This is a genomic window from Enterococcus sp. AZ126 (assembly GCF_051714545.1).
GTDB lineage: Bacteria > Bacillota > Bacilli > Lactobacillales > Enterococcaceae > Enterococcus_L.
Window position 1 is genome coordinate 1,105,091 of the sequence record NZ_JBIOSB010000001.1, and the last position, 23,838, is coordinate 1,128,928.

Below are 23,838 nucleotides of genomic sequence, written 5' to 3' on the forward strand. Positions count from 1 at the left end.
TTACGCACCTCTCAATTCTGTTATTACAGCTTCTGTAAAATCTGTTGTTGTCGCTTTACCACCTAAATCTGTCGTTAGAATGCCTTGATTCATGACACAATCACAAGCCTCTTCAATTTTCTTCGCTGCACTTTCCAAGCCAAACGATTGACGTAACATCATCGCAGCCGATAAGATCATTGACATTGGATTTGCGATATTTTGATTCGCGATGTCTGGTGCTGAACCGTGGATCGGTTCGTATAGTGATGGACCCGATTCACTGTGACTAGCACTTGGCATCATGCCGAGTGATCCTGGAATCACTGACGCTTCGTCACTTAGGATATCGCCAAATAGATTTTCTGTGACGATCACATCAAAGGCTTTTGGTTTTTGGATCATGACCATCGCTGCGGAATCGACTAATTGGTGTTCTAAGGTACAATCTGGAAATTCTTGTGCAACTTCTTCCGCAGTTTGACGCCATAATTTGCTTGTAGCTAGTACATTGGCTTTATCAACTGAGGTAACTTTTTTATTTCTAGTACGAGCGATTTCAAAAGCTTTTCTGATAATGCGTTGGATTTCAGCTTTTGAATAGGTACATAGATCTGAGGCTTCTGTTTGCCCTAGTTTTTTTTCACCAAAGTAGATACCGCCTGTTAGTTCACGAACGACCACAAAATCAACACCTCGAACGTTTTCTTCTTTTAATGGAGATAAATGAACCACTGCATCAGGCACTGAAATCGGGCGGATATTCGCAAAAAGTCCTAAGGCTTTTCTTAAACCAAGTAAGCCTTGTTCGGGACGTTTTGGAGCATTATCCCATTTTGGACCACCGATTGCACCAAGTAAGATCGCGTCAGCTTTTTCGCAAGCTTTTAAGGTTTTTTCAGGTAAGGGATCCCCTTGTTCGTCGATACCCGCACCGCCAAAGGCAAAACGTTCAATATCAAAATCAAGATTATCCTGCACCATGATTTCAGCTAAAATTTTTAGTGCGCTATCCATGATTTCGGCTCCGATGCCGTCCCCTGGTAATGCTACGATTCGTTTGCTCATCATACGTTCCCCACTTCTTTTTGAAATTGTTCACTGGCTCTTACATAAGCTTTTGCAGAGGCTTGTAAGACATCAAAATCGATGCCGATACCATTGAATTGTTTGTTATTTTCGGTATCTGCTAAGGTCACATGAACTTCTGCTTGGGCATCTTCACCACCTGTGATGGCTTTGATGTAATACTCTTGCAGCTCTGGTTTTTGGACAAATATTTTATCGATTGAGTTATAGATTGCTTGGATACTGCCAGAGCCGATCGCTGATTCTGTTTTACTTTCATCTGTTCCTGTATTGATAGAAACGATCGCTCCTTGGCTACCATCAGAAACGTATTGTAATTGAACACGTTCTAAGCGATAATCTTCACTACATTCTTGGGATTGTCCTACCATCAGTGCAATCAAATCTTCTTCTGTCACTTGTTTCTTTTTGTCTGCTAGTGATTTGAAGCGTTTGAAGGCATCTTTTAGTTCTTCTTCCGTTAATTGGTAGCCAAGCGTCTCCATTTTAGTCGCGAACGCATGTCGACCAGAAAGTTTTCCTAATGGCAATGAGTTTTCATTTACTCCAACAAGTGATGGTGTGATGATTTCGTAGGTATCTGGATTTTTCAGCACGCCATCTTGATGGATACCGGATTCATGAGCGTATGCATTCGCTCCAATAATTGCTTTGTTTCTTGGAATTGCAACACCTGATAAACGGCTGACGAGATCGCTCGTTCTTTTAGTTTCGTTTAAGGTAATATTGCTTTTAGCTTCGTAAAAATCTTTTCTGATATAGAGTGCCAAGGCAACTTCTTCGAGTGCGGTATTGCCTGCTCGTTCGCCGATACCGTTGATCGTTCCTTCTACTCGGCGAGCGCCATTCTCAATAGCTGCTAAGGCATTGGCCGTCGCCATTCCTAGGTCATCATGACAATGAGAAGAGAAAATGATTTCTTGGTCGCTTTGAATATTTTCAATCAAAAATTTGAATAATACGCCGTATTCTGTTGGATTGGAATAACCTACTGTATCAGGAACATTAATAATCGTTGCCCCCGCGTCAATGGCGGTTTGGACTGCTTTTAGTAGAAATTGTTTGTCTGTTCTGGTTGCATCTTCTGGTGAAAACTGGACCTTCTCGAATTTGCTTTTAGCGTAGCTAACGTGTTCTTTAATAGAAGCAATCACTTCATCTGGTGTCATTTTTAGTTTGAATTCCATGTGAACCGGGCTTGTTGCTAGGAAGACATGGATTTGTGGGTGCTTGGCGTTTTGCAAGGCTTCATACGCACGATCAATGTCGGCTTTTTGACAACGTGCCAGACCTGCGACGGTCATTTTTTCAGCATTTTCTGCGATTGCTTTGACTGCTTCAAAGTCACCAACAGATGCGATCGGAAATCCTGCTTCGATCGTATCGATGCCCCATTTTTCTAGTTGTTTGGCGATTTGAACTTTTTCTTTGGTATTGAAATTTACGCCTGGTGTTTGTTCACCGTCCCTTAGTGTCGTGTCAAAGAATTGGATATTTTTCATTTTTCATACGTCCCTTCAAATTCTTCATTTTTTAATGATTAGGTTAAATAATACGAATAAGACTTCTCTCTTCGTTCGCCAAGTATTGCGCAACATCAGCTCTGCACGCAGTCGCTGTGTTTTGCAACAAAAAAGCACCCCACGATATGGGATGCTTCGTCATCCCGTTCATGCAATGCGAAAACAGGACTCTCAACGTCTGATAAGAAAAAGCTGTGTCTCAGCTAGTTTCTAGAAATCAGTGTGATGAGTCCTTCGATAATAATAAGAATGTAATTGTCGTTGTCTGCTTGTTCATCATCTTCAACATCCTTTATTGTCAGAATTTTTGAATAATTCAAACTATAGTGTTAAAGATACAGAACTTTTTAATTAAAGTCAATAGTTTTATGAGATTTTTTTAAGAAAAAGGGTGAGAAAGGTCTGTTTACTTCCTAGAGATTTCAGTTTTTTTCTGAAGGAATTGCTTCTGTTCTCACCCTTTGTTTCTTTATCTACTATTTTTTATAGTTTATCCAATGCTTGTTCTAAGTCAGCTAAGATATCCGTGATGTTCTCGATCCCGATCGATAAACGAATCAATTCTGGCGCTGTTCCTGAGGCTTTTAGTTCTTCTTCACTCAACTGTGAATGCGTGGTGGATGCTGGATGAATGATCAATGATTTTGCATCACCGACATTTGCTAATAATGAAAATAATTCTACATGATCGATCAAAGTCTTCCCTGCTTCAGCTCCGCCTTTTACGCCAAAAGTAAAAACTGAACCAGCTCCTTTTGGTAAATATTTTTCTGCTAATCCATGGTATTTATTGTCAGGTAAACCTGGATAATTGATCCATTCGACTTTCGGGTGCTTATTTAAAAATTCCGCTACAGCCTTTGCATTTTCTACATGTCGTTCTAAACGTAAAGACAACGTCTCTAAACCTAAAATCAATAAGAAACTATTGAATGGCGAAATCGCCGCACCTGTATCTCTTAATAAAGAAACCCGTAAACGCGTAATATAAGCTGCCGCGCCAATATCTTTAGTATAGGATAATCCATGATAACTAGGATCTGGATCAACTAATTTGGGGAATTTACCATTGGCCCAATTGAACTTGCCTGAATCAATGATGACTCCACCTAAAGCAACGCCATGCCCTCCAATAAATTTGGTTGCAGAATACACAACGATATCAGCGCCAAAGTCAAACGGACGGTTTAAATATGCTGTTGCAAAGGTATTATCAACGATCAATGGCAGTTCATGTTTATGTGCGATTTCAGCGATGGCTTCTAAATCTGCCACATTGGTGATTGGGTTCCCAATTGTTTCTACAAAAATCGCTTTGGTATTTCCTTTGATGGCTTCTTCAAAATTACTTAACTGATCTGGATCAACAAAAGTTGTCGTGATCCCGAACTCTGGTAATGTATGAGCGAATAAATTGAAAGTTCCGCCGTACAACGTAGAAGCTGAAACGATATGATCCCCACTACTTGCGAGATTCTGGATCGCATATGTAACAGCCGCCGTACCTGAAGCGACCGCAACCGCTCCAACCCCACCTTCCAATTCGTTCAAGCGATCTTCTAACACTGCTGTAGTGGGATTGGTGATACGAGTATAGATATTTCCAGATTTGGCTAATGCGAATTTTTCTGCTGCGTCTTGTGTATCGTCAAAAGTGTAGGATGTTGTTTGGTAAATGGGTACTGCTCTAGAATTAGTCTCTTTATCTGGTTTATGTCCGCCGTGAATTTGGATCGTTTCAAATTGATAGTTCGTGTTTGTCATTATGCTTCATTCCTTTTCTATTTTTTATTCTATTTATCTTTTTTACGTTTTCGATGCACATGTCCCCTTCGTGCATAATGACCACCTCCTTGGATTATTCTCATTAAAAAGAAACTAAAAAAGCCGCCCCCTACCAGCATTATGCTAGTAAAGGGCGACTATCGCGGTACCACCTTTATTGGAAATTATTTCCATCTCGATCCAAACGCTGAATTTCTTCTTGATTCGGTGCCTGGCTAACGGTGGCTGCCGTAAAAATCAACTTGACTTTTCCTCTCCAAGATCATTTTCCACAAGTGTTCACTACTTTCTTTCACCGAACGAAAGCTCTCTAGTTCTAGCTAAAAACTTCATATAATCAGCTAGTTTACAATGTCTGCTTGTGTACTCTTCTTTTCAATGAGTTTTATTATTGAAACTAATATTAGATTATACTCATTTATTTGTCAACATTTTTTTCTTTTATTCTAATTTTTTACAAATATTTCTTATTAACGGAGTGTCCTATTTCTCTTTCTAGTCTTTTTTTATTATAATTAGGAAAATTGGAGGTCGATTTAATGTCAACAAATAATAAAAAAGTGGAAATACTCTTATCTTATCTCTCGGAAATCCACACTAAAAGTTTATCTTTATATGATCTAGTTACTAGCCGCCCGCGTCCTGAAGATACTCGTATTCTTTTGAATATCAACGAAGTATTTACTTACTATCATAGCGTGCGCGTTTTTTACTACAGTAACAGTGAACTGGCTGGTTCAGACGTACATCCTTTTTTTAAAGCGTTTGAAGATTTTTATTTTGAGTTAAAACAAGTCTTTTTTCTTGAAGATGAAGATAGCATCCTACTCTATAGTAAATTAACTGCGATGAAAGATTGTTTTGAGCAGTTGACGAATGATTTTAATGTTTTATAATAGAGTAGACAACAGGTAAAGAAGGTGCCCAAATGGATCAAAGCGAAGTTGTAGATCGCTTGCGCGAAGAGTTGGATATTCCATTTTTTAATGGAACAATCAAAGAACGTGAATACACAGAAGTCGAATACCAAAAGATCAAAGCAGATCTTATACAGTATTTTGATGATTATGTTCGTAATGTAGAAAATTAATACGAATCATTGTGGTGAGGTTTTTTTAAGTCTAAAGTAGAACATAACTGTTCTATTTTAGACTTATTTTTATAGTGCTAAGTTGATTATCTCTTTCTATTTATATAGTAATAAAATAACTTCAATTATTTAAAAATATAAATAATTATCATATAGTAATAAAATGATATTATAAATCAAAATGAAAAAAACCATCGGCTGAAAAGGCCGATGGAAAAGGAGTATTACTCAATAAGAGTAAAATGAAAAATAAAAAGGTTGTTGTTGGTATGAATATATAATACAATACCTTTTTTTATTTGTCTACTAAAAATAACGTTAAAATGAAATGAAATATCACTTTTTTTTGTCATTTTTTCTATTTATTTTTTTATTTTTTCAATAAAAGATTACTCATTCGCGTAATTGCAAATGAAATATCATCTGTTGCTTTGTCTTGCTTTTCTTCAGAGTTGTTAAATGACTCAACATCTATTCCTTTTTCTGGATCTAATGATAAAATCATTTCATTACATCCAGCTAAATATTCGATATATGAACGTTCGAATTTTTTATGGATTCCCATTACACGAGCCGGTGGACGTAATTGTGTTACTTTTTCAAGCATTAATGTGTATTCTTTGGTTCCATCTTGAAAGACATTTTTTATTTCTATGATTCTTTCTGGTGCTAACTCAGAAGCCTTGCCTTCATCGATTGCTTTACGTACTTCTTCATAATAGTCGTTCATCTTTTCGCCAACTTCTTCTGTCTCTTTTACAATATCATTGATTTTTTGAACATAATAGCCTAAATTTGGTTTCACTATCTTTCCTACTTTCTTTTAGTAATCACTCAATTTTACACTTTTTCATAGGTGCATGACAAGAGGAATCTACAAAAGTATGTTTTTCTACTAATTTTTCGATAAAAAAAGATGAGGCTAGAACATAACTTGCAGCGTTATGTTCTAGCCTTAAAGAATCTGAATAAATGGTAGAAGCAAAAGCAACTCCTTCGGAAATAAGTTGACAGTCACAAAAATTTGAAGAGACTTTCCATGAACTCCTGCTTATTTCTTGGGCTTAAATGCCTCTGTCTTATACTTATTTACACCTTAGTTGATTTCGTCACTTGTATTAATGATTTTAGAAACCATGCCATAATCTTTTGCTTCGTCAGCAGACATCCAGAAATTACGGTCTGTATCTTTTGCGATTTTTTCGTAAGTTTGACCTGTCGCTTCAGCAATCAGACGATTCACACGTTCACGCATGCGGATGATTTCTTTTGCTTCTATTTGGATCTCTGTGCTTTGTCCTTGGACGCCGCCTGCTGGTTGATGAATCATATAGCGAGTATTTGGTAAGCTATATCTATTCTTCGCTTCAGCCGCTAAGTAAATCGTAATGCCTGCACTTGCGACCCAACCTGTTCCGATCACGATCACTTCTGGTTTTACAAATTTGATCATATCATGGATTGTGTCGCCAGCTTCAACGTGACCACCTTGACTATTAATGAAAATCTTGATTGGTTCATCTCCCATAGCTGCAAGTAAAAGTAATTGAGAAGTTACTTCACGAGCCAAGTCTTGATTGATTTCACCGTAAATCAAAATTGTCCGTTCTTCGAACAATTTTTTCATAAACGCATTTGGTTGTTGTTTGTCTTCTGTTTCTTCGTTTTCATCTAAATAGTTCATATCTGATAACCTCCATATTTTAAAGCTAAATCTCTCTATTAATAATACCGCAATCTGAGAATTTGTCCACTTTTTTGACTTGTTTTGACCTTAAAAAATAGGCATATCTTTTGCATCTAAAAAATATTCCCTTTACCATTTGATTAAGCTCTTCGTTGTATGAGCAATTTAAAGTAGAAAGAGGCGATTCGATGACAGAAAAAGTAGCAGTACTAGTAACTGATATGGTAGAAGATGTAGAATTAACCTCTCCTAAAAAAGCCTTGGAAAAAGCGGGTTATGAGGTCGTTCTCATTGAAAAAGAAGCGGGTAAACTAATCACAGGTAAAAAAGGAACTACCTTTACGATTGATGTTGCTATTGAAGATGTAACACCTGATGATTTTGTTGCCTTACTGATTCCTGGCGGCTTTTCTCCAGATCAACTTCGCGCAGATCAACGTTTTGTTGATTTCACTAAATATTTTTTAGAAAATGATTTACCACTTTTTGCGATTTGCCACGGACCACAATTATTTATTCAAACTGGTTTAACTGAGGGACGGACCTTGACTTCCTACATTACTGTTCAACCAGACTTAGCTTATGCAGGTGGTACTATCAAGGATGAATCTGTTGTAATTGATAAGAATCTTATCACTAGCCGTACTCCGGATGATCTACCGGATTTTGAAAAAGCGATTGTTACCCATTTAACTGCTTAAATTTATTCTTTTTCAAAAAAAGCACAAGTGAGCGCCTATTAAGATGCTCACTTGTGCTTTTTATACCTTAAAATTTGTTTTAGCTTTTACCCATTCTACGTTGAATGAACTTCACGATTTCAACGATCGGAATAATCGCAAATGATGTTCCAGCAACGATCGCCCATTGGTAACTATCTAAAGAAGTTACGCTAAACAAGTCGTTGAATCCTGGTATTAGAATCGTTGCTGCTAATAATAGGAACGAAACTAATATTGCCCAGTTGAATGATTTATTTCTGAATAGTCCAACTTTAAAGATTGACTGATAAATAGATTTCACGTTGAAAGCATGGAACAATTGAATCAAACCTAATGTTGCAAATGCCATTGTTAAGGCATCCCCATGTTGTAAATCGTATAATGCTGCTGCAGATAAGTTTGGCATATTTGCCGCCGTGTGTGCAGGGAACTCAATCGCCATTTTATATACGATCAAAGTCAACGCACCTTGTGTGATCCCTTGGTAAATCACACTGCTCAAGACACCGCCAGAGAAGAAGTTGGATTTCTTGCCACGAGGTGCATGGCTCATTACGTCACGTTCAGCAGGTTCTACACCCAAAGCGATTGCTGGGAATGTATCCGTTACTAAGTTGATCCATAATAAGTGAACAGGTAATAATGTATCCCATGCTAACATTGTTGCGATAAACAAGGTCAATACTTCCCCTAAGTTGGCAGAAAGCAGATATTGAATCGTTTTTTGGATATTTGAGAAAACTTTACGTCCTTCTTCAACAGCTACGATAATTGTCGAGAAGTTATCATCTGCCAAGACCATATCAGAAGCCCCTTTTGATACTTCTGTACCCGTAATCCCCATCCCAATACCGATATCAGCTGCTTTCAAAGCGGGTGCATCATTCACGCCGTCACCTGTCATGGCTACAACTTTACCTTCTTGCTGCCAAGCTTTAACGATACGAACTTTGTGCTCTGGCGAAACACGTGCATAAACCGAATAATGTTCAACAACTTTTGCAAATGCTTCATCAGATAATTCATTTAATTCTGCACCAGTGATCACTGCGTCGTCGTCACCTTCTTTGATGATGCCAAGACGAGCTGCGATTGCTTCTGCTGTATCTCTGTGATCACCTGTGATCATGATTGGACGAATACCAGCTTCTCTCGCTACTTTCACAGCTTCTGCTGCTTCTTTACGTTCTGGATCGATCATGCCGACAAGACCTGCAAAGACTAAATCTTTTTCCACTAAATCAGAATCCATTTCAGCTGGAACTGCGTCAACAAGTTTATAAGCCATTCCTAAAACACGTAGCGCTTGTTTTGCCATTTTTGTATTATTTGTTAAAATATCTTGGCGTCCTGATTCATCTAACGTCGTTGTTTGACCATTTAATAGGACTTCATTACAACGTTTTAGTAATTCATCTGGTGCTCCTTTTACTGCCACTAGGAACTTACCATCCGCCAATTGGTGAACAGTTGTCATCAATTTACGATCTGAATCAAATGGAATTTCTGCTACACGAGGTTCAGCTATAACTTTTTCTGTTACGTTGAAATCATGATCTAAACCATACTGTACAAGAGCCGTTTCAGTTGGATCACCGATCAAAGAACCATCTTGCGCAATTTTTGTATCATTTGTATAGGTCATGATTTTTAAGGCCATATTATCCATTGAGACAGCGTCCGTTGCAGGTGCTACTTTGTTGTCTGTGTAAAGAGCTTCGACCGTCATTTGGTTTAATGTTAGCGTCCCAGTTTTATCTGAACAGATAATATCTGTGCTACCCAATGTTTCAACTGCAGGTAGTTTACGGACGATCGCATTTTTCTTCGCCATTTTTTGCGTACCTAACGCTAAAATGATCGTCACGATTGCTGGTAAGCCTTCTGGAATTGCTGCTACGGCTAATGAGATGGATGTCAATAACATATCGATCCATGTGCGGCCATTCATCATACCGACAACGAACATTACCGCTGCGATCACTAATATGGCGATCGTCAACATTTTACCTAATTGGTTTAAGTTTTGTTTTAATGGTGTTTCTGTTTCTTTTTCGTTCGCTAACATGCCCGCGATTTTACCAACTTCTGTATTCATACCCGTTCCAACTACCACACCGATCCCACGGCCGTAAGTAACGTTACTGTTGGAATATGCCATATTGATTCTATCACCGATACCGATATCTTCAGCGGTACCTTCTAAAATAATTGCTTCTTTTTCAACAGGCACTGATTCACCTGTTAGAGCTGCTTCTTCGATTTTTAGACTTGCTGCTTCTAATAAACGTAAATCTGCTGGAACAACATCTCCAGCTTCTAATAACACGATATCACCTGGTACTAATTCATCACTTTTGACAGTGATCACATGACCATCACGACGAATATTTGCGTTTGGTGACGACATTTCTTTTAATGCTTCGATGGCTTGCTCTGCTTTGGCTTCTTGGATCACACCGAAGATTGCATTCAAAATGACTACAAGTAAAATAATGATGGAATCAACAAAATCACCTGAAAAAACTGCTGAAATCACTGCAGCAAATAGCAACACGATGATCATAAAATCTTTGAACTGTTCAAAGAATTTAACAACGATCGATTTCTTTTTTCCTTCATCTAATGCATTGGCACCATAACTTTCCAATCTTTTTTTAGCTTCTTGATCCGTTAATCCTTCGACTGTCGTATCAAACTTTTGTAAGACCTCTTCATCTGACTGCGTGTAAAATGCTTCAGATAGTTGAACCTTTTTTTCTTCTGACATGTTCTTCCTCCTCTGTAATTTGCAGCTACTTAAATCTATTTTACTTCATTATGACGAAACGAACACCTTTTTGAACTTATTGGTTCGTTAGCAAAACGAAAAAAAATAGACCTCTGTATGCTAAATAGAACATACATAAGTCTCACCGTTTAAGACAACACCAGAAATTTCTTTCGGAGTTGGTGATGTTGCCGCAGCTTGTGCCGCCAGTTACTCCCTCATGAAATAATAGATTGGCGACAGATTACTTGTCCTTCACCAGTTATTATTGATAAATTGATTATACCTGTTCTTTTAGTGTTTTTCAAATAAAATCGTATTGATTTTCTGAAAATCTCTTGTTTAGCAAAAAAGAGTGGTTTTGTTAAATATGGTTTCTTTGAATTTTTTATGATCTATAATGACTTCTGACTTTTTACACCTCTAACTGATCCTTTATGATATAAATTGTTTCACACTCAGTTGGCTTAATAATCTCAGAAATTTTCATTTTGGTCTAATGTGTCTAACAAAAAATTAGTAGATTTTATTCATGAATGATTTGAAAGCTAAACAACCAACATTTTTCACACTATTTCTTCAACAGTCATTAATCCTTCTATAAGATCGGTATATTGTTTTCTATTTTTTTATGTAGTAATGAATTTTTTACATCCACTTTGTATAATACATCTCCTGTAAAATCAAATAAGGGTGTGGGACAAAAGGATGATTCACTTTTGTTTCACTCCCTAAGTGCGAATAAAAAATAGAAATAACCCCTTTGAAAGTAAGCTTGAATTCATAAAAAAATGAAAAGTAATTTTCGCAAAGCTCTTCTTACTTTCTCGGGCTTAAAAGCGATCATCCCATCCTTTCTCTACATTAAAATACTTTGATTTCATTGAACGGAAACAGTTGTGTGGTCACCTTACCAATGAAGCGATTTTTTGCAATCAATCCGTAATGTCGGCTATCTGTCGCATATGGGCGGTTATCTCCTAATACAAAATAATATCCCTCTGGAATAACGACTGGCTGTTGCTCAAAGTCTTCCGTATAGTCACGCCCGTTTTTTTGACTTTCATTGATTTCATCTACCAAAAATTTTTCGTCCACTGGCTGCTCATTCACAAACAACGTATCTTGCGTATATCGGATCGTCTCTCCTGGTAATCCGATGATTCGTCGAATCTGCGGGTCTCCATCACCAACAGTATATGCAGCTAAATCAAATCTGCGTAACATGCTGTTTTTTTGAATCAGTACCTTGTCTCCTTCACGCAACGTCGGAACCATGCTATAGCCGTGGACCGTTATGAGACTGACAAAGAAAACACTCAACCCCATGGTTATCATACTGCCCAAAATCAAGGCTACAAAAAATTCTTTTATCTGCCACTTGTGTCTTCGACACTTTTTTTTAGATCTTCGCTTTCTCTTTGGGAGACTGCGTTTTTTCCCATTAGATGGTGTATGAGCGTGGCTTCTAACTTTGATCGTTCTCTTTTTTTTAGGTGTTGGCCTTTGTTTCCTTTTTTTGTGCAGTGTCTGCTTTCGTGCGTCGGATGTCGGTCGTTGTTTCATCGTTTCTCACTCCACTTATTTCTCTTGTGAGAAGGCAGACTCATCTACATTATAGTAAGCGAATGCTGCTTTTTCATACGTCTGTGCCTTTTTGATATCCTCTAAAAAATCATCTACGACAGCATCATTTCCGTAAAAATTTTTAGTTTGAGTACTGGCATTCATCCCTACTTGCTTGACTGCATTATAATATCGATTCAATGTCAATTGTCCTTCTTGCGAATTGGACGTACTTGCTGTTTTCGAGCCGTAACTTGCCATTGCTGTGGCAAGATATCGAATATTTTTTTGCATTTTTTCTTCGTCATCGCCCTTTTCTTTGGCAATGGTAATCTGTTGTTCAAAATCCCGCAATAGATAGTACCCTTTAACCACAGAATCTGAGTCATCTGTTGTCAGATTCATTGATTGATAGTAGGAAAGATAACCAGATGCTCCACCAAATAAAACAGTCACTACCAATAGAATAAGACAATTCCGAAGGCTTCGTTTCCTCTTATTTGTCAGTTGTTGACGTTTGCGCGCGATAACACGTCGTTTTTTCTTATTTTTTATTCGTTTAACTGGTAGCCGGCGAATCTGTTGCCATGTTCGTAAGACCTGTACCAAAAAATAGGCGGATCCTAGGAGTGCAACGATCGTTAGTGCGATACCTGTAACGAAAATCCAATCTACGATAGACACTCTCTTCAGCTCCTATACTCCATTAATTCTTTGGCTTCTTTCGTTTATTACTTGTTGGTTCAGTTACTTGTTTTTTCTTTTGTTGGCGTACTTTTTTCGCTATATCCTCTTTGGTTTGTTTCTTTTTTCGAAGAAAACGTAGAAAAAGAAAAACTAGAATGATAAAGAACAAAAAGGCTGCTACTATTAGTAAAATCAATTTCCAATCTAATCCTTTTTCTTGAACCAAACCTACATCCCGTTCATTAAATTTGTTGGCATCTTCGTCTTTGATTTTAAAGTCTTCTTTCCATGCCCATTTTTTTTCTCCTGAAGTAACTAGGATGTCAGCTTCATAATCTCCTGGAACCATGCGCTCTCCATTCATACTGACAGGAAAATCAATAAATGAATTTGGCGCCATCCGCATCGCTGTTTGTTTGCGTTCGTATAAAACCGTCCCCTTTCCTTTTTCTGTAATTTGTACTTCAACAGTCATATCATTTAAATACGCAGCTGTCACATTAGAAAAATTGATGAAAATGGCATTACGATAATTGCTTTGGCCAGCTTTGACATTATTTAGAGACAAATCTGGAACTATCTCTGTCTCTGTTTCTTGTAAAACCATCCCAATAACATAGGCATATTGATTGATGATTTTTGAGCCTCCACCGTCTGTTGTGGCGTCTGTTTGTCCAGCACGCATCAACTGAATACCTCCGGCTATGACGCCATCATAACCGGTTTCTGGCATAGCCACCATCAACTCTAAGTTTTTGGTTTCTCCTGGCGCTAGTTCAACAGATTCTGGTGCTTTTACCAAGTCTGTAAAGTCAAATTTTAACGATGGGTCATTTTTGATCGTAGACTCTCCATATTCAATGACACCATTTTGATTGGTCTTTGCTCCATTGATTTTCACATCAATAGTCACTTTTTCATTACTGGGATTGCTTAACGCAATCGCTAAATTTTGGTGCTGTCCTGGCGTCATTTTTAATTGATAATAGCCTAATTCTTTGTCTACTTGATTGTCTGGAAACGTAATATTGTACGTAAAACCTGTTGCACCTGCCGGGTTCTTATCCGCAGCATAATTAGGAACTGGTTTTAAAAAGAAGACGCCGACAACCATGAAACTCAATAAGATACTCATCCATTGTTTTGTAGAAACTATATGTGTTTTCATAACCAACCTCGTTTATTCTAGATTTTTTCTATGTACGCAGAGCAACAAGTAAACCTGTTGCTCTGCAAAACTAAAAATTTATCTTATACTTCTGCACCAGGTGCAGCAGTAATTTTCCATGTCACTGTTGCTGTGTAATCTGTTACTGCCATATTTGATGCTGTTGCTGCTGGTACAGTCAATTTCACTGAATTCGCATCCGTACCTTTCGTACCTGTAGGTGAGTCTTCACTTTGACCAAATTCCATTATGAAACGACCTTTTCCTTCTTTTTGATCTTTACTTGCCGTTACAATTGTTTTTGCATCATTTGCAGCTTCTGTTAATTGGAAAGCTGTTTGTGCGCTTGATGGGATTGGATTTGTATTATCACTTTGTGCTGCAATCATTCCATTGCTGAAATCGATAGTTGATCCTGTTAATACATTTGTTCCAGTACTATCTTTAAACTGACTTGATAATTGAGCCGTTACTGTATATCCGTAAGTACCTCCTGCACGAACATCTGCCCATTGTACATAAGCACCACGTGTTTTCGCACCAGTTTCAAAACTCATTGGTTTCGCAAAACTTGTCACAGTGTTTGCTGATGACTTAATTGTTCCAAAATCTAAATTTGTTGTTTTTTCAATTACTAAAGAACCAGTATCTGGATTTGTATTTTCTCCTGGAGAGTCTGGATCAGGTGTTGGTAAAGTTTGATCTGGATTTTCTGGATCGATTGTTCCTTGCTCACCACCACCGGCAGTTCCTTCTTCCACAGTTACATTTCCTGTTGAATCCAATTCTGTTGGTGCAGCAGACACTGGGGATGCAGTTCCTACTACTGTTACTCCTAAAATTGCTACTAATGTTGTTGCACAAAGACTTCTTGCTTTCATATTGTTTTTCCTCCTAAAAATGTGTGTGATTTATTAAGGCAACTTGGCTAGTATCCAAGTTATCTCCGTTTGGTATTCGACCGGATGAATAACAGTCGTTTCTGGTACAGTTAAAGTGATTGCTGAATTACTATAGACTGGTTTGTTGTATGTGTGGTCTATCACTGGTTTGCCTGACGCATCTACTATAGGAGTTAAGGTGTGAGGCTGATCATTCGTATTGGTTTGTGATGCCCCAAATGCAATTGTCCAGACTCCTTTTCCACTGCCTGCTCGTGCTGTAGCTACTTCATATGCTGAACCAATAGAATTCAACGCAATTGTTTCACGGGTCACCGTTGGCGCTTCGCTGGTGCCGCTGGAATTCGCCCAGCCTTTGTCTAATGACAGGACAGCTCCCTTTAATTCTTGTTCCCCGTTTTCTTGAATGATTGGGTTGGTAAACTGAGTCTCTTGTTTGACTTGCAGCATCCAACCTGAGGAATCTGCCTGTTGATCCGTAATTTGGATATAACTCCCTCTAGGACCTGTTTCTCCAAAAAACTGCTGCGCTAATGCATTGTACTTGCGCGTACCTTTACTGATTTCGCTTTCGCCAAAATCCAGAGCTGATGCATAGTCGATACGCAGTGGCCCTTCCGTAGACGGACCAGGTCCTGGATCAACGGGTATTCCAGGATTTTCAGGGTCGATTGGATTTGTCACGACGCTTCCTTCAACTGAAACAGCGCCAGATTGGTTCAACGACTCAGGTGCTGCATGAGCAGTCAAACCGAGAGTAGTGCTGAAAAGCACGGTAATTATTATGCTGCTGAATAAAAAAGTTTGTTGTGTCACTCTCATTCCTGTTCCTCCTTTCTACGCTTCCGTAAAAAGAGTAAGAGGAGGAATAAGAGGAGCACGCTGCCCAAAATCAAACTGTACGTTCGAATTTGTTCCCCAGTACTAGGAAATTTCCCAATGGGTTTAGTCGGCTTCGCTGTGCTTGGTTCCGTGGAAACAGAGCTGCTAGGTTCAGTCACTTCTTCATAAAATGAAATCTTGCCTGTCGTACTGACTTGACCACCGGTCCCTTCACTTGCTTGGACAATGGGTCCTGAAATGATTGCGCCCAGCCATAGAAGCAGAGAACAGCCGAACAAGATAATGCGTGAATGGTTCATATTTCTCTCTCCTTTTATGGTTGTCCTGCCATGACCTTCCACGTGATAGTCCCTGTATACGTACCTGTATAGATAGTGTCATCTGAATCAATTTTAAGTTTCACACCATCAGTATTAGCAGTTGTTCCCCAATCATCACTGACAGCGTAGCTACCAGAATTTTCAACAGTATTTACATATACTACTTGGGCATCCGAATTTAATATCTTTTCTTCTCCCTTTGTTACATACCGCAGTACATTTACTAATTCTTGATTTTTACCATTTTTCATTGGGGAAGTTAATGTAGCTGTCAAATACCAGCCATCACTTTGGTCTGTTCTTGTATCCGTGACAACAAGTGGTTGAGTATATTTTGGATCATCTACTTGAACATGCTTTGCCGTATACTCTATCTTTCCAAAATCAAATGACATCGGTACAGATTGTAATATCAGTGATCCTTCAAACTCATAAGATACCTGTTGCTTTTTATCGGTAATCTTGACTTTTGTTTCGTTCAATGGACGACTTATTAATGTATATCCTTTGTCTATAATTGAAGAGATTATTTGATCAATACCATATGTTGCATCTGTCAAATCAATTGTATCTCCTCCAACAGTAGTATTGATTTTTATTGCAGTAGCCAATGGCTCATTTGATGGCGTGACAAAATTAACGGTTAATTCTCCGTTTTCGCCTTGTATAAGAATGGTAACAGTCACTTCTGTTTCAATTCCTTGTTTTGAAGTCAACGTCAACGGTACAGTCACAGTACTTCCAGGTTCTAATGTACTTGTATCTGGTGCTTTCCCACCTTTATAGGCAACACTCACTGGTTCGTCTAATGGACTACTCGTATCTGTACCGTAGCTTTCTAATAAATCTTCTGGTTGAGCATATACTTCTGTAATTTGTTTTCCAGCGGAGATTATTAGTCCTGTTTTAGGTTGTCCGTATGGCATACCTTCATATTTGATTTGAGATTGACTAGTGGGCTCTACTTTACTGCTGGACAATGTTTTCGTTGTTCCTTTGTAAGTAGATAGCCATTCTGCAGTTGGCGTCTCAACACCCTCTGTGGCAGGTAATAAATCATTCATCCCCATTTCAATATGCATATACCCATCTTCTTTATTGTAGCCATAATCAGCTAACTTAAATTGAGCATTAGGAGTGGCTGTAACCTCAAATAAATAGGTTTGGTCTACGAAATCTTCTGATGTACTATCTACTGCTGAAAATTCCCATGTTTGATTATCTACTTTATTGGGTGAACTAAATACGTTTGCTGCTGACGTGCCGTCCTCTTTTTTAGGTTCAACAGATTTAATATCAAATCCCTTTGGCACTTTCAGTCTGATCATATCTTTTTCATCTCTTGCTCCCTGATAGTTCGGTGGGATTTGTTGTTTCACACTAAATAGAAGATTTTTATATTTTGCATCTTCATGAGTTGCATCATTCTTTTCCCCTATAACCTCAGGTGCAATCTGATTATAACGAACAAGGTCACTTTGTTTAAATGGATAATGGTTTATTATCGGGCTAGTACTAGTAGCTCCAGATTGTAAAATCCAAGAATTAGCCACTTTAAATCGAAACTTACTCGTATTCTTAAATTCCATTCCCAGAGAATTCTTTGGACTCGTTGAATCTGCTGAACTTGCAGCTGCTGGTGATGTGAATTCATACGTAAGTGGGTTTGTTGAAATAGTTCTTTCCCACACATTTGTATCATTTCTAACGTAAAAATTAGAGAAGTCACTTGCACTTGCTGTGTACTGTCTTGCAAAGTGCATTCTTCCCATAGAGTATATCCCATTAGCAGCTATTTCTTCTCCTGTTTCATGATCAAATAAAGTGACATCTATAGCTACGCCAGTATTGTATCCAGAAACAAACAGCCAAAATCCCATAAAGGTTGTGCTCATTGTTTTACCATAAAAAGAATTTGTAAATTCGTTATCTTTTTGATCATACCTAGGTGCCCAAAAGATTATTTGTGCTTGAGTTCCAGCAGGAGTAGCATCCCAGTTTTTATTAGGTATACTATACATTATGTCTATTTTTTTCCCAAAGTAAGTTCCTGCGTTATTTATCCTAAAGTAGGCATTTGATAATGCACTACTTTTTTCATAGTAATAAGAAGCAGGTGTTGTGAGGCTGCCACGTGAAACTGTCATATTACTATCATATGAAGTCTCTTCATTAAGTTTGAATTGCACTTGTGTTAAATAGTCAATTTCTTTGGGATTATTAGGATCAACAAATGTAAAATTCTCAGCACCAGTCATCGCTGGACTTACTTTTGTGAGTTCTTGATTTTTCCATTGTTGTGAGGTCACATCCACTGGTTCACCAGGAGCATGATTAGATCCTACTATTGCTTCTGCTTTATCAGAATAGAAAATAGTGAAACTTACTAGCATGCTGACAAATAATAAAAAACTTATCATGGATTGTCTCTTATAAAAATTCATTAATAACATTCACCTCCTTTCCAATTTGTGTAAACGTCATATATAAAAAATTTTTAAATTCAGTAAATATGTTTGATTCAGACAGATAGATATTTTAGTTGTATGTTTGATATAAAAACTAATTAATGTTTTGAAAATACTACTTAAAAAAATAGATGTACACGTCGTCATTGATCTGCTTGACTCGTTTTGAGTTTTAACATATACCCTTTAGAACGTATTGTTTTTATCTCGAAATCATTACTTCCATTCACTTTATTTCGTAAATGAAAGACGGTATTCGCTATCAAGAAATTATTTTCTTTTGGCTGATTTGTCCATAATTTTTCAATCAGTTCTTCATATGGTAATGTTGTACCTCTATGTTCATATAACAGTGAAAATATCTGATATTCTTTTCTTGTTAATGCTTGTTCAACACCATTAACTAAAACAGTTTGATTTTTCTCATTGATTATTTGATTCGTAGATTGTTTTTCTATTTTTATATTTGAATTTTCTAACCGACTAAATGTATTATTAACTAAGTGTGTCAAATAATGCATTTTTTCTTTGGTCATCACAACAGCATTGACTCCAAGAGCGAATAAAATATTTTCTTCATAATCAAGTGGAATAGTTGAAAAAATCCAAACAAATACGCTAGGTGATTTTTGGCAAATTAACAACCAATCAATCACAAGATTCATTTGCTCTTTTTTATCTATGGAAAGAATTAATCCATCTATCTGGTTCAATTGCTCTTTTTCTTCTACTTTGACAACTCGATATGTTTGGGATTCAAATTGCTGTTCTAGTAATTGATACATTGATGGATTAATTCCTAATATGCCTAAAGTTAACATTGTAATTTAATTCCTCCTCTCCCTATATAACGATAACATTTGGGATATATTCTTTAAAAAATGTTATTAAACTATCTTGGAATGTTTAATACCAAGTTCTATCTTAGAAATCCTAATAAATCAATCTTATTACTGGGTATGTGACGATGAATGACGGCGCAAAAAAATTAAGTTAAATATTTTTCTTAAATAAATAGACGGAAATTTAAGATTTTTTTATATCAACAGTCACGAAAAGATAGCGCTTTCATTTGGTTTTTTTAAAAGAAAGAAGTAGCTTTAACTATTATAAAAACAAGTGTTTTATTATATCTTCTCCTTTTTTTCTTCCATTTGTTGAATCACTCGTTGACGACTTTCTACTAACGAATCGGTATATACATCTAGTGTTGTTTGTGTTGACGCATGGCCTAATAGTTTACTAACAGATGCAATATCACCATTTGCTTCAATACAACGTGTCGCAAATGTATGGCGTAAATGATGAAAATGAGTAGAGGGAATACCACACATTTTTCGAATTCTATGAAAATAATAGGTCAATAAACGAGGTTCGCTAGGTGTTATCTTATTTGAACAAACAAAGGTTCCTGGTGCTTTCTTTTTCCATTTTTTAAGATACTTATAAAGGCTAAACGTCATTGGAACTACGCGTATTGATTGATCTGTCTTTGAACTGTCTAAGACAAGTTGTGTTTTTGTTTTGGAACCAGCAATTGGTAATCGTTGGTAGGTTTTTTTCACATAAATCATTCGATTGTTTAGATCAATATCTTCCCAACGTAGAGCAGAAATTTCCCCTATTCGTAGACCTGCGTCCAATGCCAACAAGACGGGAAGTCCCTTGTATGGAGGTAACGCTTTGGCCTTTTTTTCTAATTGTTGTTGTTCCAAAGTAGATAATGCCTTCACTGTAGGTTTCTTTTTCTTTGGTAATCGGATTTGTTGGCAAGGCAGTGTAAGAATCTGTTGTTGCTCATGTGCATCTTTCAATGATTTTTTCATGATCTGATACAATACTTGAATCGTACTCGGTTGTAACAGTTGTTCTTGCCACGTATCAATAACGGTTTGAATCGTTTGCTTCGTTATTTGGTTAAGAGCCGTTGTTCCTATAATAGGAAAGACATAGCGAGTTAATTTGTATAAATAGGCGCTATAGGTGGATGGTTTAGTAGTAAATTGTTGTTGTTTCAACCATATTCTTCCCCACTCTTCATACGTAAGGGCGCATTCTCCTTGAAGTTGAATAAGGGTTTGATACTTTACTTTGAACACATATAACCGTTCTTTCACTTCACCATAGGTTTTTCCATAGATATATCCATACTTTAATTGACCATTACTTTTACGCCCTTTTTTATAACGTCCCTCCCAACGATTATCTTTTCTCTTATAAATATTTTCGCCTCTTCTAGACATATGACTCTTCCTTTCTTTTTGACGGCTTATTTGACGGCACATATATAAAAAGCTGTTTTTATCATTTTTTTTAGAAAAAATTCAAAAAAATGATAAATAATAACCTTGTATTTATAATTTATATTGATTATAATTACTACATAAATACGGATTTTTTCTTTTGTTTACTTGGTATTAAACATTCCAAGACACTTATAATAATACTTAAAAAAAAATTATATAAATCGTTTATCTATGACCGTTCATGCGACAATTTCCTTAAATACTCGTCTTATTATTGTGAAAATAGAAAAACACCCACTTATTAGAAGAAAGGGTGTTTTTCTATTTTTTATTACATATTTTTTATAGTAAACAATCCAGAAAAAAAGACAAGAATAAATTCATTTTGTCTTTTTATATTATTACTTAAATGAATTTTGATGCCAAATAAATTACTTTTAGACATGCAGTAAGTAGATCGTCTTCATTGATAGAAAATAATATCTAATACTGCTTCGCATTTCTATAGGATCTCAAAAAAGTTACATTTCTAAAAATTTTTATCACTTTTGTGATTATTGCAATCAATCTCTTGCTAGCCTATTGCCATTTCTACTTCATTTTGATCAGCTTAAATGAATAAACGAAAATTTAGATAACATTAACCAAATCTGTCAAGAGATGCAAAACCATAAAGCCATCAACTCAATTGTTATGATATTTAAATAAGTGTATAAGTTTTATAAAAGTAATTAAATTAGATGATGGGCTTTTCCAGTTCTTTATTCGTTCTTTTTTATCTAATACGATTCTATTCAATTACTTCTTTAAAATGATAATTAATGTACATATAATTAAATTTTTATACATATTTTTTCTCATTATATGTTTTTGTAAGAATTGTTTTTTCATAAAAATCATTTTATTTAATATATTTTGTGATATATTAAGTATAATCTTAATTAGAAAGGCTGAAATTAATGCAAAAATTATCTACTATTATCCTAATCAGTTTTTTGCTACTAAGTAATAGCATAGAAGTCATAGCAAGAGACGCTGATCAAGAAGATAAAATGATTCAAGTATCTACTCAATCTACCCTAGAAACAACGACTTCCACTGAAAATTCTAACGATATAGAAAGAATTGAAACTAGTGAAGAGACAAATGATCCGTATGTTTTAAAAAATGACCAATCCTCAAAAGAAAATATTAGTGATGATTCGTCTTCATCAGAGAAAAATGATTCACAAAGTGAACATAATCCTTTAGAGGAGATAGATAAATCTAGTCGCAAACTGGGGGGCAATACGGGGAGATGGTTTGTTATAAATGGAGAAAATATGTTTTTCAATCCTAACATTACTATCAAAAAAGACAGTCTTGATCCAATTGTATTTTCTAAAATAATCTCTCAAAATTCAGGTTCAAGTACAAATTTTTCTGAAACAATTTTGTTTTCAGATGCTATAGTTCTAAAGTCTTTACCTGAAGTAATCGCTCCTTCAAATACTACATATACTATTGAATATTCTGTAGATAAAATAAATTTTGACAGCGTACCTCCTAACGATGTTGCGCAATTGAAAGGAATCAAAGTCGTATTTTCTAGCATGGTGTCTTCACAACGAGTTGAAATAAAAAATACAGCTACGATTGCTTGGGGCAATACACACTCAGGAATAAATGAATTCGCACAATTTTTTGAAGATGATCGTTTAAATGGCACAGTCTCATTTGATAGTTATCGTATGGTCACAGCGGCTTATGTAGATGAATTTGGTAGTAATCTCATAGATCCTAAGATATTTTATGGAGAGTTGGGACAGGAATATACTACTTCTGAATTAGATATTCCAAATTATAAATTAATATCCGTACCTAAAAATGCAACAGGTAAGTTTTTAGATGAAGATCAGCTTGTGACGTATGTATATGAACGAAGAGAAGGATCACCTGTTCATGTTGATTATACGGATACTGCTGGGAGAGAGCTAGTTCCAAGTGACACCTTGACTGGCAAAGTAGGATTGCCTTATGAAACTGCTGCTAAGGATATTCCAGGTTGGACATTAACTGAGACTCCAACAAATGCTAATGGAATTTTTAGCGATGAAGCACAGACTGTTTCTTATGTGTATGATCGAGTAGAAGCAACTCCTATTACTGTTCAGTATCTTGATACTGAGGGGCATACGTTAGTTTCAAGCGAAACCTTGACTGGCAAAGTAGGATTGCCTTATGAAACTGCTGCTAAGGATATTCCAGGTTGGACATTAACTGAGACTCCAGCAAACGCTAATGGAATTTTTAGCGATGAAGCACAGACTGTTTCCTATGTGTATGATCGAGTAGAAGCAACTCCTGTAACTGTTCAGTATCTTGATACTGAGGGGCATACGTTAGCTTCAAGCGAAACCTTGACTGGCAAAGTAGGATTGCCTTATGAAACTGTTGCTAAGGATATTCCAGGTTGGACATTAACTGAGACTCCAACAAATGCTAATGGAACTTTTAGCGATGAAGCACAGACTGTTTCTTATGTGTATGATCGAGTAGAAGCAACTCCTGTAACTGTTCAGTATCTTGATACTGAGGGGCATACGTTAGCTTCAAGCGAAACCTTGACTGGCAAAGTAGGGTTGCCTTATGAAACTGCTGCTAAGGATATTCCAGGTTGGACATTAACTGAGACTCCAACAAATGCTAATGGAACTTTTAGCGATGAAACACAGACTGTTTCTTATGTGTATACGAAAGTTTTAATCGAGGAATCTACAAAAACGCCTAATAATCATTTTTCAACTAAAAATAAATCATCTGGAAATTCAAGTAACTCATCTGTTCAACATAACTATAATAAACGTCAACTACCAGATACAGGTGAAAAAACAACCTTTTATTTGAATATAGCAGGAGTGACTGGGTTAGCATTATTCTCCGTTTTGTATTTTTATAAGAGAAAATCAAATAGATAAAAATTACATCACATACAAATAGAGACTGGGACAGGC

Annotated in this window: 19 protein-coding genes and 1 other annotated feature; of the genes, 4 read left to right on the forward strand and 15 right to left on the reverse strand. The window is 36.6% G+C overall.

The window, feature by feature from the left end:
* From leuB to IGI43_RS05390, 3 genes are all read right to left on the reverse strand, one after another.
* On the reverse strand, positions 1-1,047 hold the full coding sequence (leuB, locus tag IGI43_RS05380) for a 3-isopropylmalate dehydrogenase (protein ID WP_438756795.1): 1,047 nt from the start codon (positions 1,045-1,047) through the stop codon (positions 1-3).
* A complete protein-coding gene (locus IGI43_RS05385) occupies positions 1,047-2,570 on the reverse strand; it encodes a 2-isopropylmalate synthase (protein WP_438756796.1) in 1,524 nt (507 codons plus the stop codon). The genes leuB and IGI43_RS05385 overlap by 1 nt, the downstream gene beginning before the upstream one ends.
* A gap of 504 nt (positions 2,571-3,074) precedes the next feature.
* Complete coding sequence (locus IGI43_RS05390) at positions 3,075-4,355, reverse strand: O-acetylhomoserine aminocarboxypropyltransferase/cysteine synthase family protein (protein WP_438756797.1); 1,281 nt, start codon at positions 4,353-4,355, stop codon at positions 3,075-3,077.
* A gap of 147 nt (positions 4,356-4,502) precedes the next feature.
* Positions 4,503-4,764 (reverse strand) — a binding site (T-box leader).
* Positions 4,765-4,915: 151 nt separating this feature from the next.
* On the opposite strand from IGI43_RS05390, the gene IGI43_RS05395 reads away from it, so the two are divergent.
* Both IGI43_RS05395 and IGI43_RS05400 read left to right on the forward strand, forming a co-directional pair.
* The gene (locus tag IGI43_RS05395; protein WP_438756798.1) at positions 4,916-5,272 is read left to right on the forward strand and encodes a hypothetical protein; all 357 of its coding nucleotides are present in this window, start codon (positions 4,916-4,918) and stop codon (positions 5,270-5,272) included.
* 32 nt (positions 5,273-5,304) lie between these two features.
* Positions 5,305-5,466 carry a hypothetical protein gene (locus IGI43_RS05400; protein ID WP_438756799.1) on the forward strand — a complete coding sequence of 54 codons (162 nt, stop codon included), beginning with the start codon at positions 5,305-5,307 and terminating at the stop codon, positions 5,464-5,466.
* 370 nt (positions 5,467-5,836) lie between these two features.
* Here IGI43_RS05400 and IGI43_RS05405 read toward each other — a convergent pair whose 3' ends face one another.
* Both IGI43_RS05405 and IGI43_RS05410 read right to left on the reverse strand, forming a co-directional pair.
* Positions 5,837-6,271, reverse strand: coding sequence for a hypothetical protein (locus tag IGI43_RS05405; protein ID WP_438756800.1), 435 nt, complete (start codon positions 6,269-6,271; stop codon positions 5,837-5,839).
* Positions 6,272-6,562: 291 nt separating this feature from the next.
* A complete protein-coding gene (locus IGI43_RS05410) occupies positions 6,563-7,150 on the reverse strand; it encodes an ATP-dependent Clp protease proteolytic subunit (RefSeq protein ID WP_438756801.1) in 588 nt (195 codons plus the stop codon).
* Between the two features lie 191 nt (positions 7,151-7,341).
* Here IGI43_RS05410 and IGI43_RS05415 point away from each other — a divergent pair, with 191 nt between their 5' ends.
* Positions 7,342-7,854, forward strand: coding sequence for a type 1 glutamine amidotransferase domain-containing protein (locus tag IGI43_RS05415; RefSeq protein ID WP_438756802.1), 513 nt, complete (start codon positions 7,342-7,344; stop codon positions 7,852-7,854).
* Positions 7,855-7,933: 79 nt separating this feature from the next.
* Here IGI43_RS05415 and IGI43_RS05420 read toward each other — a convergent pair whose 3' ends face one another.
* The 10 genes from IGI43_RS05420 to IGI43_RS05465 form a co-directional block, all read right to left on the reverse strand.
* Entirely contained in the window at positions 7,934-10,645 is a 2,712-nt protein-coding gene (locus IGI43_RS05420) for a cation-translocating P-type ATPase (RefSeq protein ID WP_438756803.1), read from the reverse strand.
* Positions 10,646-11,509: 864 nt separating this feature from the next.
* On the reverse strand, positions 11,510-12,211 hold the full coding sequence (lepB, locus tag IGI43_RS05425) for a signal peptidase I (protein WP_438756804.1): 702 nt from the start codon (positions 12,209-12,211) through the stop codon (positions 11,510-11,512).
* 15 nt (positions 12,212-12,226) lie between these two features.
* The gene (locus IGI43_RS05430) at positions 12,227-12,895 is read right to left on the reverse strand and encodes a hypothetical protein (RefSeq protein WP_438756805.1); all 669 of its coding nucleotides are present in this window, start codon (positions 12,893-12,895) and stop codon (positions 12,227-12,229) included.
* A gap of 22 nt (positions 12,896-12,917) precedes the next feature.
* The gene (locus tag IGI43_RS05435; protein WP_438756806.1) at positions 12,918-14,066 is read right to left on the reverse strand and encodes a DUF916 and DUF3324 domain-containing protein; all 1,149 of its coding nucleotides are present in this window, start codon (positions 14,064-14,066) and stop codon (positions 12,918-12,920) included.
* An 83-nt stretch (positions 14,067-14,149) separates the two neighbouring features.
* A complete protein-coding gene (locus IGI43_RS05440) occupies positions 14,150-14,947 on the reverse strand; it encodes a WxL domain-containing protein (protein ID WP_438756807.1) in 798 nt (265 codons plus the stop codon).
* Positions 14,948-14,980: 33 nt separating this feature from the next.
* On the reverse strand, positions 14,981-15,790 hold the full coding sequence (locus IGI43_RS05445) for a WxL domain-containing protein (RefSeq protein WP_438756808.1): 810 nt from the start codon (positions 15,788-15,790) through the stop codon (positions 14,981-14,983).
* Positions 15,787-16,110, reverse strand: coding sequence for an LPXTG cell wall anchor domain-containing protein (locus IGI43_RS05450; protein WP_438756809.1), 324 nt, complete (start codon positions 16,108-16,110; stop codon positions 15,787-15,789). The genes IGI43_RS05445 and IGI43_RS05450 overlap by 4 nt, the downstream gene beginning before the upstream one ends.
* A 14-nt stretch (positions 16,111-16,124) precedes the next feature.
* The gene (locus tag IGI43_RS05455) at positions 16,125-18,575 is read right to left on the reverse strand and encodes a WxL domain-containing protein (protein WP_438756810.1); all 2,451 of its coding nucleotides are present in this window, start codon (positions 18,573-18,575) and stop codon (positions 16,125-16,127) included.
* 167 nt (positions 18,576-18,742) lie between these two features.
* Positions 18,743-19,420: a winged helix-turn-helix domain-containing protein gene (locus IGI43_RS05460; RefSeq protein WP_438756811.1), complete on the reverse strand. Its 678-nt coding sequence runs from the start codon at positions 19,418-19,420 to the stop codon at positions 18,743-18,745.
* 306 nt (positions 19,421-19,726) lie between these two features.
* Positions 19,727-20,842 carry a tyrosine-type recombinase/integrase gene (locus IGI43_RS05465; protein ID WP_438756812.1) on the reverse strand — a complete coding sequence of 372 codons (1,116 nt, stop codon included), beginning with the start codon at positions 20,840-20,842 and terminating at the stop codon, positions 19,727-19,729.
* A gap of 962 nt (positions 20,843-21,804) precedes the next feature.
* Here IGI43_RS05465 and IGI43_RS05470 point away from each other — a divergent pair.
* Positions 21,805-23,802, forward strand: a complete 1,998-nt coding sequence (locus IGI43_RS05470; RefSeq protein ID WP_438756813.1) for a MucBP domain-containing protein — start codon at positions 21,805-21,807, stop codon at positions 23,800-23,802.
* Positions 23,803-23,838: the final 36 nt, after the last annotated feature.

Bases quoted from the DNA above. Each gene is read 5' to 3' on its own strand.
- IGI43_RS05395 (WP_438756798.1), top strand. From the start codon at position 4,916: ATGTCAACAAATAATAAAAAAGTGGAAATACTCTTATCTTATCTCTCG.
- IGI43_RS05435 (WP_438756806.1), bottom strand. From the start codon at position 14,066: ATGAAAACACATATAGTTTCTACAAAACAATGGATGAGTATCTTATTG.
- IGI43_RS05410 (WP_438756801.1), bottom strand. From the start codon at position 7,150: ATGAACTATTTAGATGAAAACGAAGAAACAGAAGACAAACAACAACCA.
- IGI43_RS05440 (WP_438756807.1), bottom strand. From the start codon at position 14,947: ATGAAAGCAAGAAGTCTTTGTGCAACAACATTAGTAGCAATTTTAGGA.
- IGI43_RS05420 (WP_438756803.1), bottom strand. From the start codon at position 10,645: ATGTCAGAAGAAAAAAAGGTTCAACTATCTGAAGCATTTTACACGCAG.
- IGI43_RS05465 (WP_438756812.1), bottom strand. From the start codon at position 20,842: ATGTCTAGAAGAGGCGAAAATATTTATAAGAGAAAAGATAATCGTTGG.
- leuB (WP_438756795.1), bottom strand. From the start codon at position 1,047: ATGAGCAAACGAATCGTAGCATTACCAGGGGACGGCATCGGAGCCGAA.
- IGI43_RS05445 (WP_438756808.1), bottom strand. From the start codon at position 15,790: ATGAGAGTGACACAACAAACTTTTTTATTCAGCAGCATAATAATTACC.
- IGI43_RS05460 (WP_438756811.1), bottom strand. From the start codon at position 19,420: ATGTTAACTTTAGGCATATTAGGAATTAATCCATCAATGTATCAATTA.
- IGI43_RS05390 (WP_438756797.1), bottom strand. From the start codon at position 4,355: ATGACAAACACGAACTATCAATTTGAAACGATCCAAATTCACGGCGGA.
- IGI43_RS05415 (WP_438756802.1), top strand. From the start codon at position 7,342: ATGACAGAAAAAGTAGCAGTACTAGTAACTGATATGGTAGAAGATGTA.
- IGI43_RS05450 (WP_438756809.1), bottom strand. From the start codon at position 16,110: ATGAACCATTCACGCATTATCTTGTTCGGCTGTTCTCTGCTTCTATGG.
- IGI43_RS05400 (WP_438756799.1), top strand. From the start codon at position 5,305: ATGGATCAAAGCGAAGTTGTAGATCGCTTGCGCGAAGAGTTGGATATT.
- IGI43_RS05470 (WP_438756813.1), top strand. From the start codon at position 21,805: ATGCAAAAATTATCTACTATTATCCTAATCAGTTTTTTGCTACTAAGT.
- IGI43_RS05385 (WP_438756796.1), bottom strand. From the start codon at position 2,570: ATGAAAAATATCCAATTCTTTGACACGACACTAAGGGACGGTGAACAA.
- lepB (WP_438756804.1), bottom strand. From the start codon at position 12,211: ATGAAACAACGACCGACATCCGACGCACGAAAGCAGACACTGCACAAA.
- IGI43_RS05455 (WP_438756810.1), bottom strand. From the start codon at position 18,575: ATGAATTTTTATAAGAGACAATCCATGATAAGTTTTTTATTATTTGTC.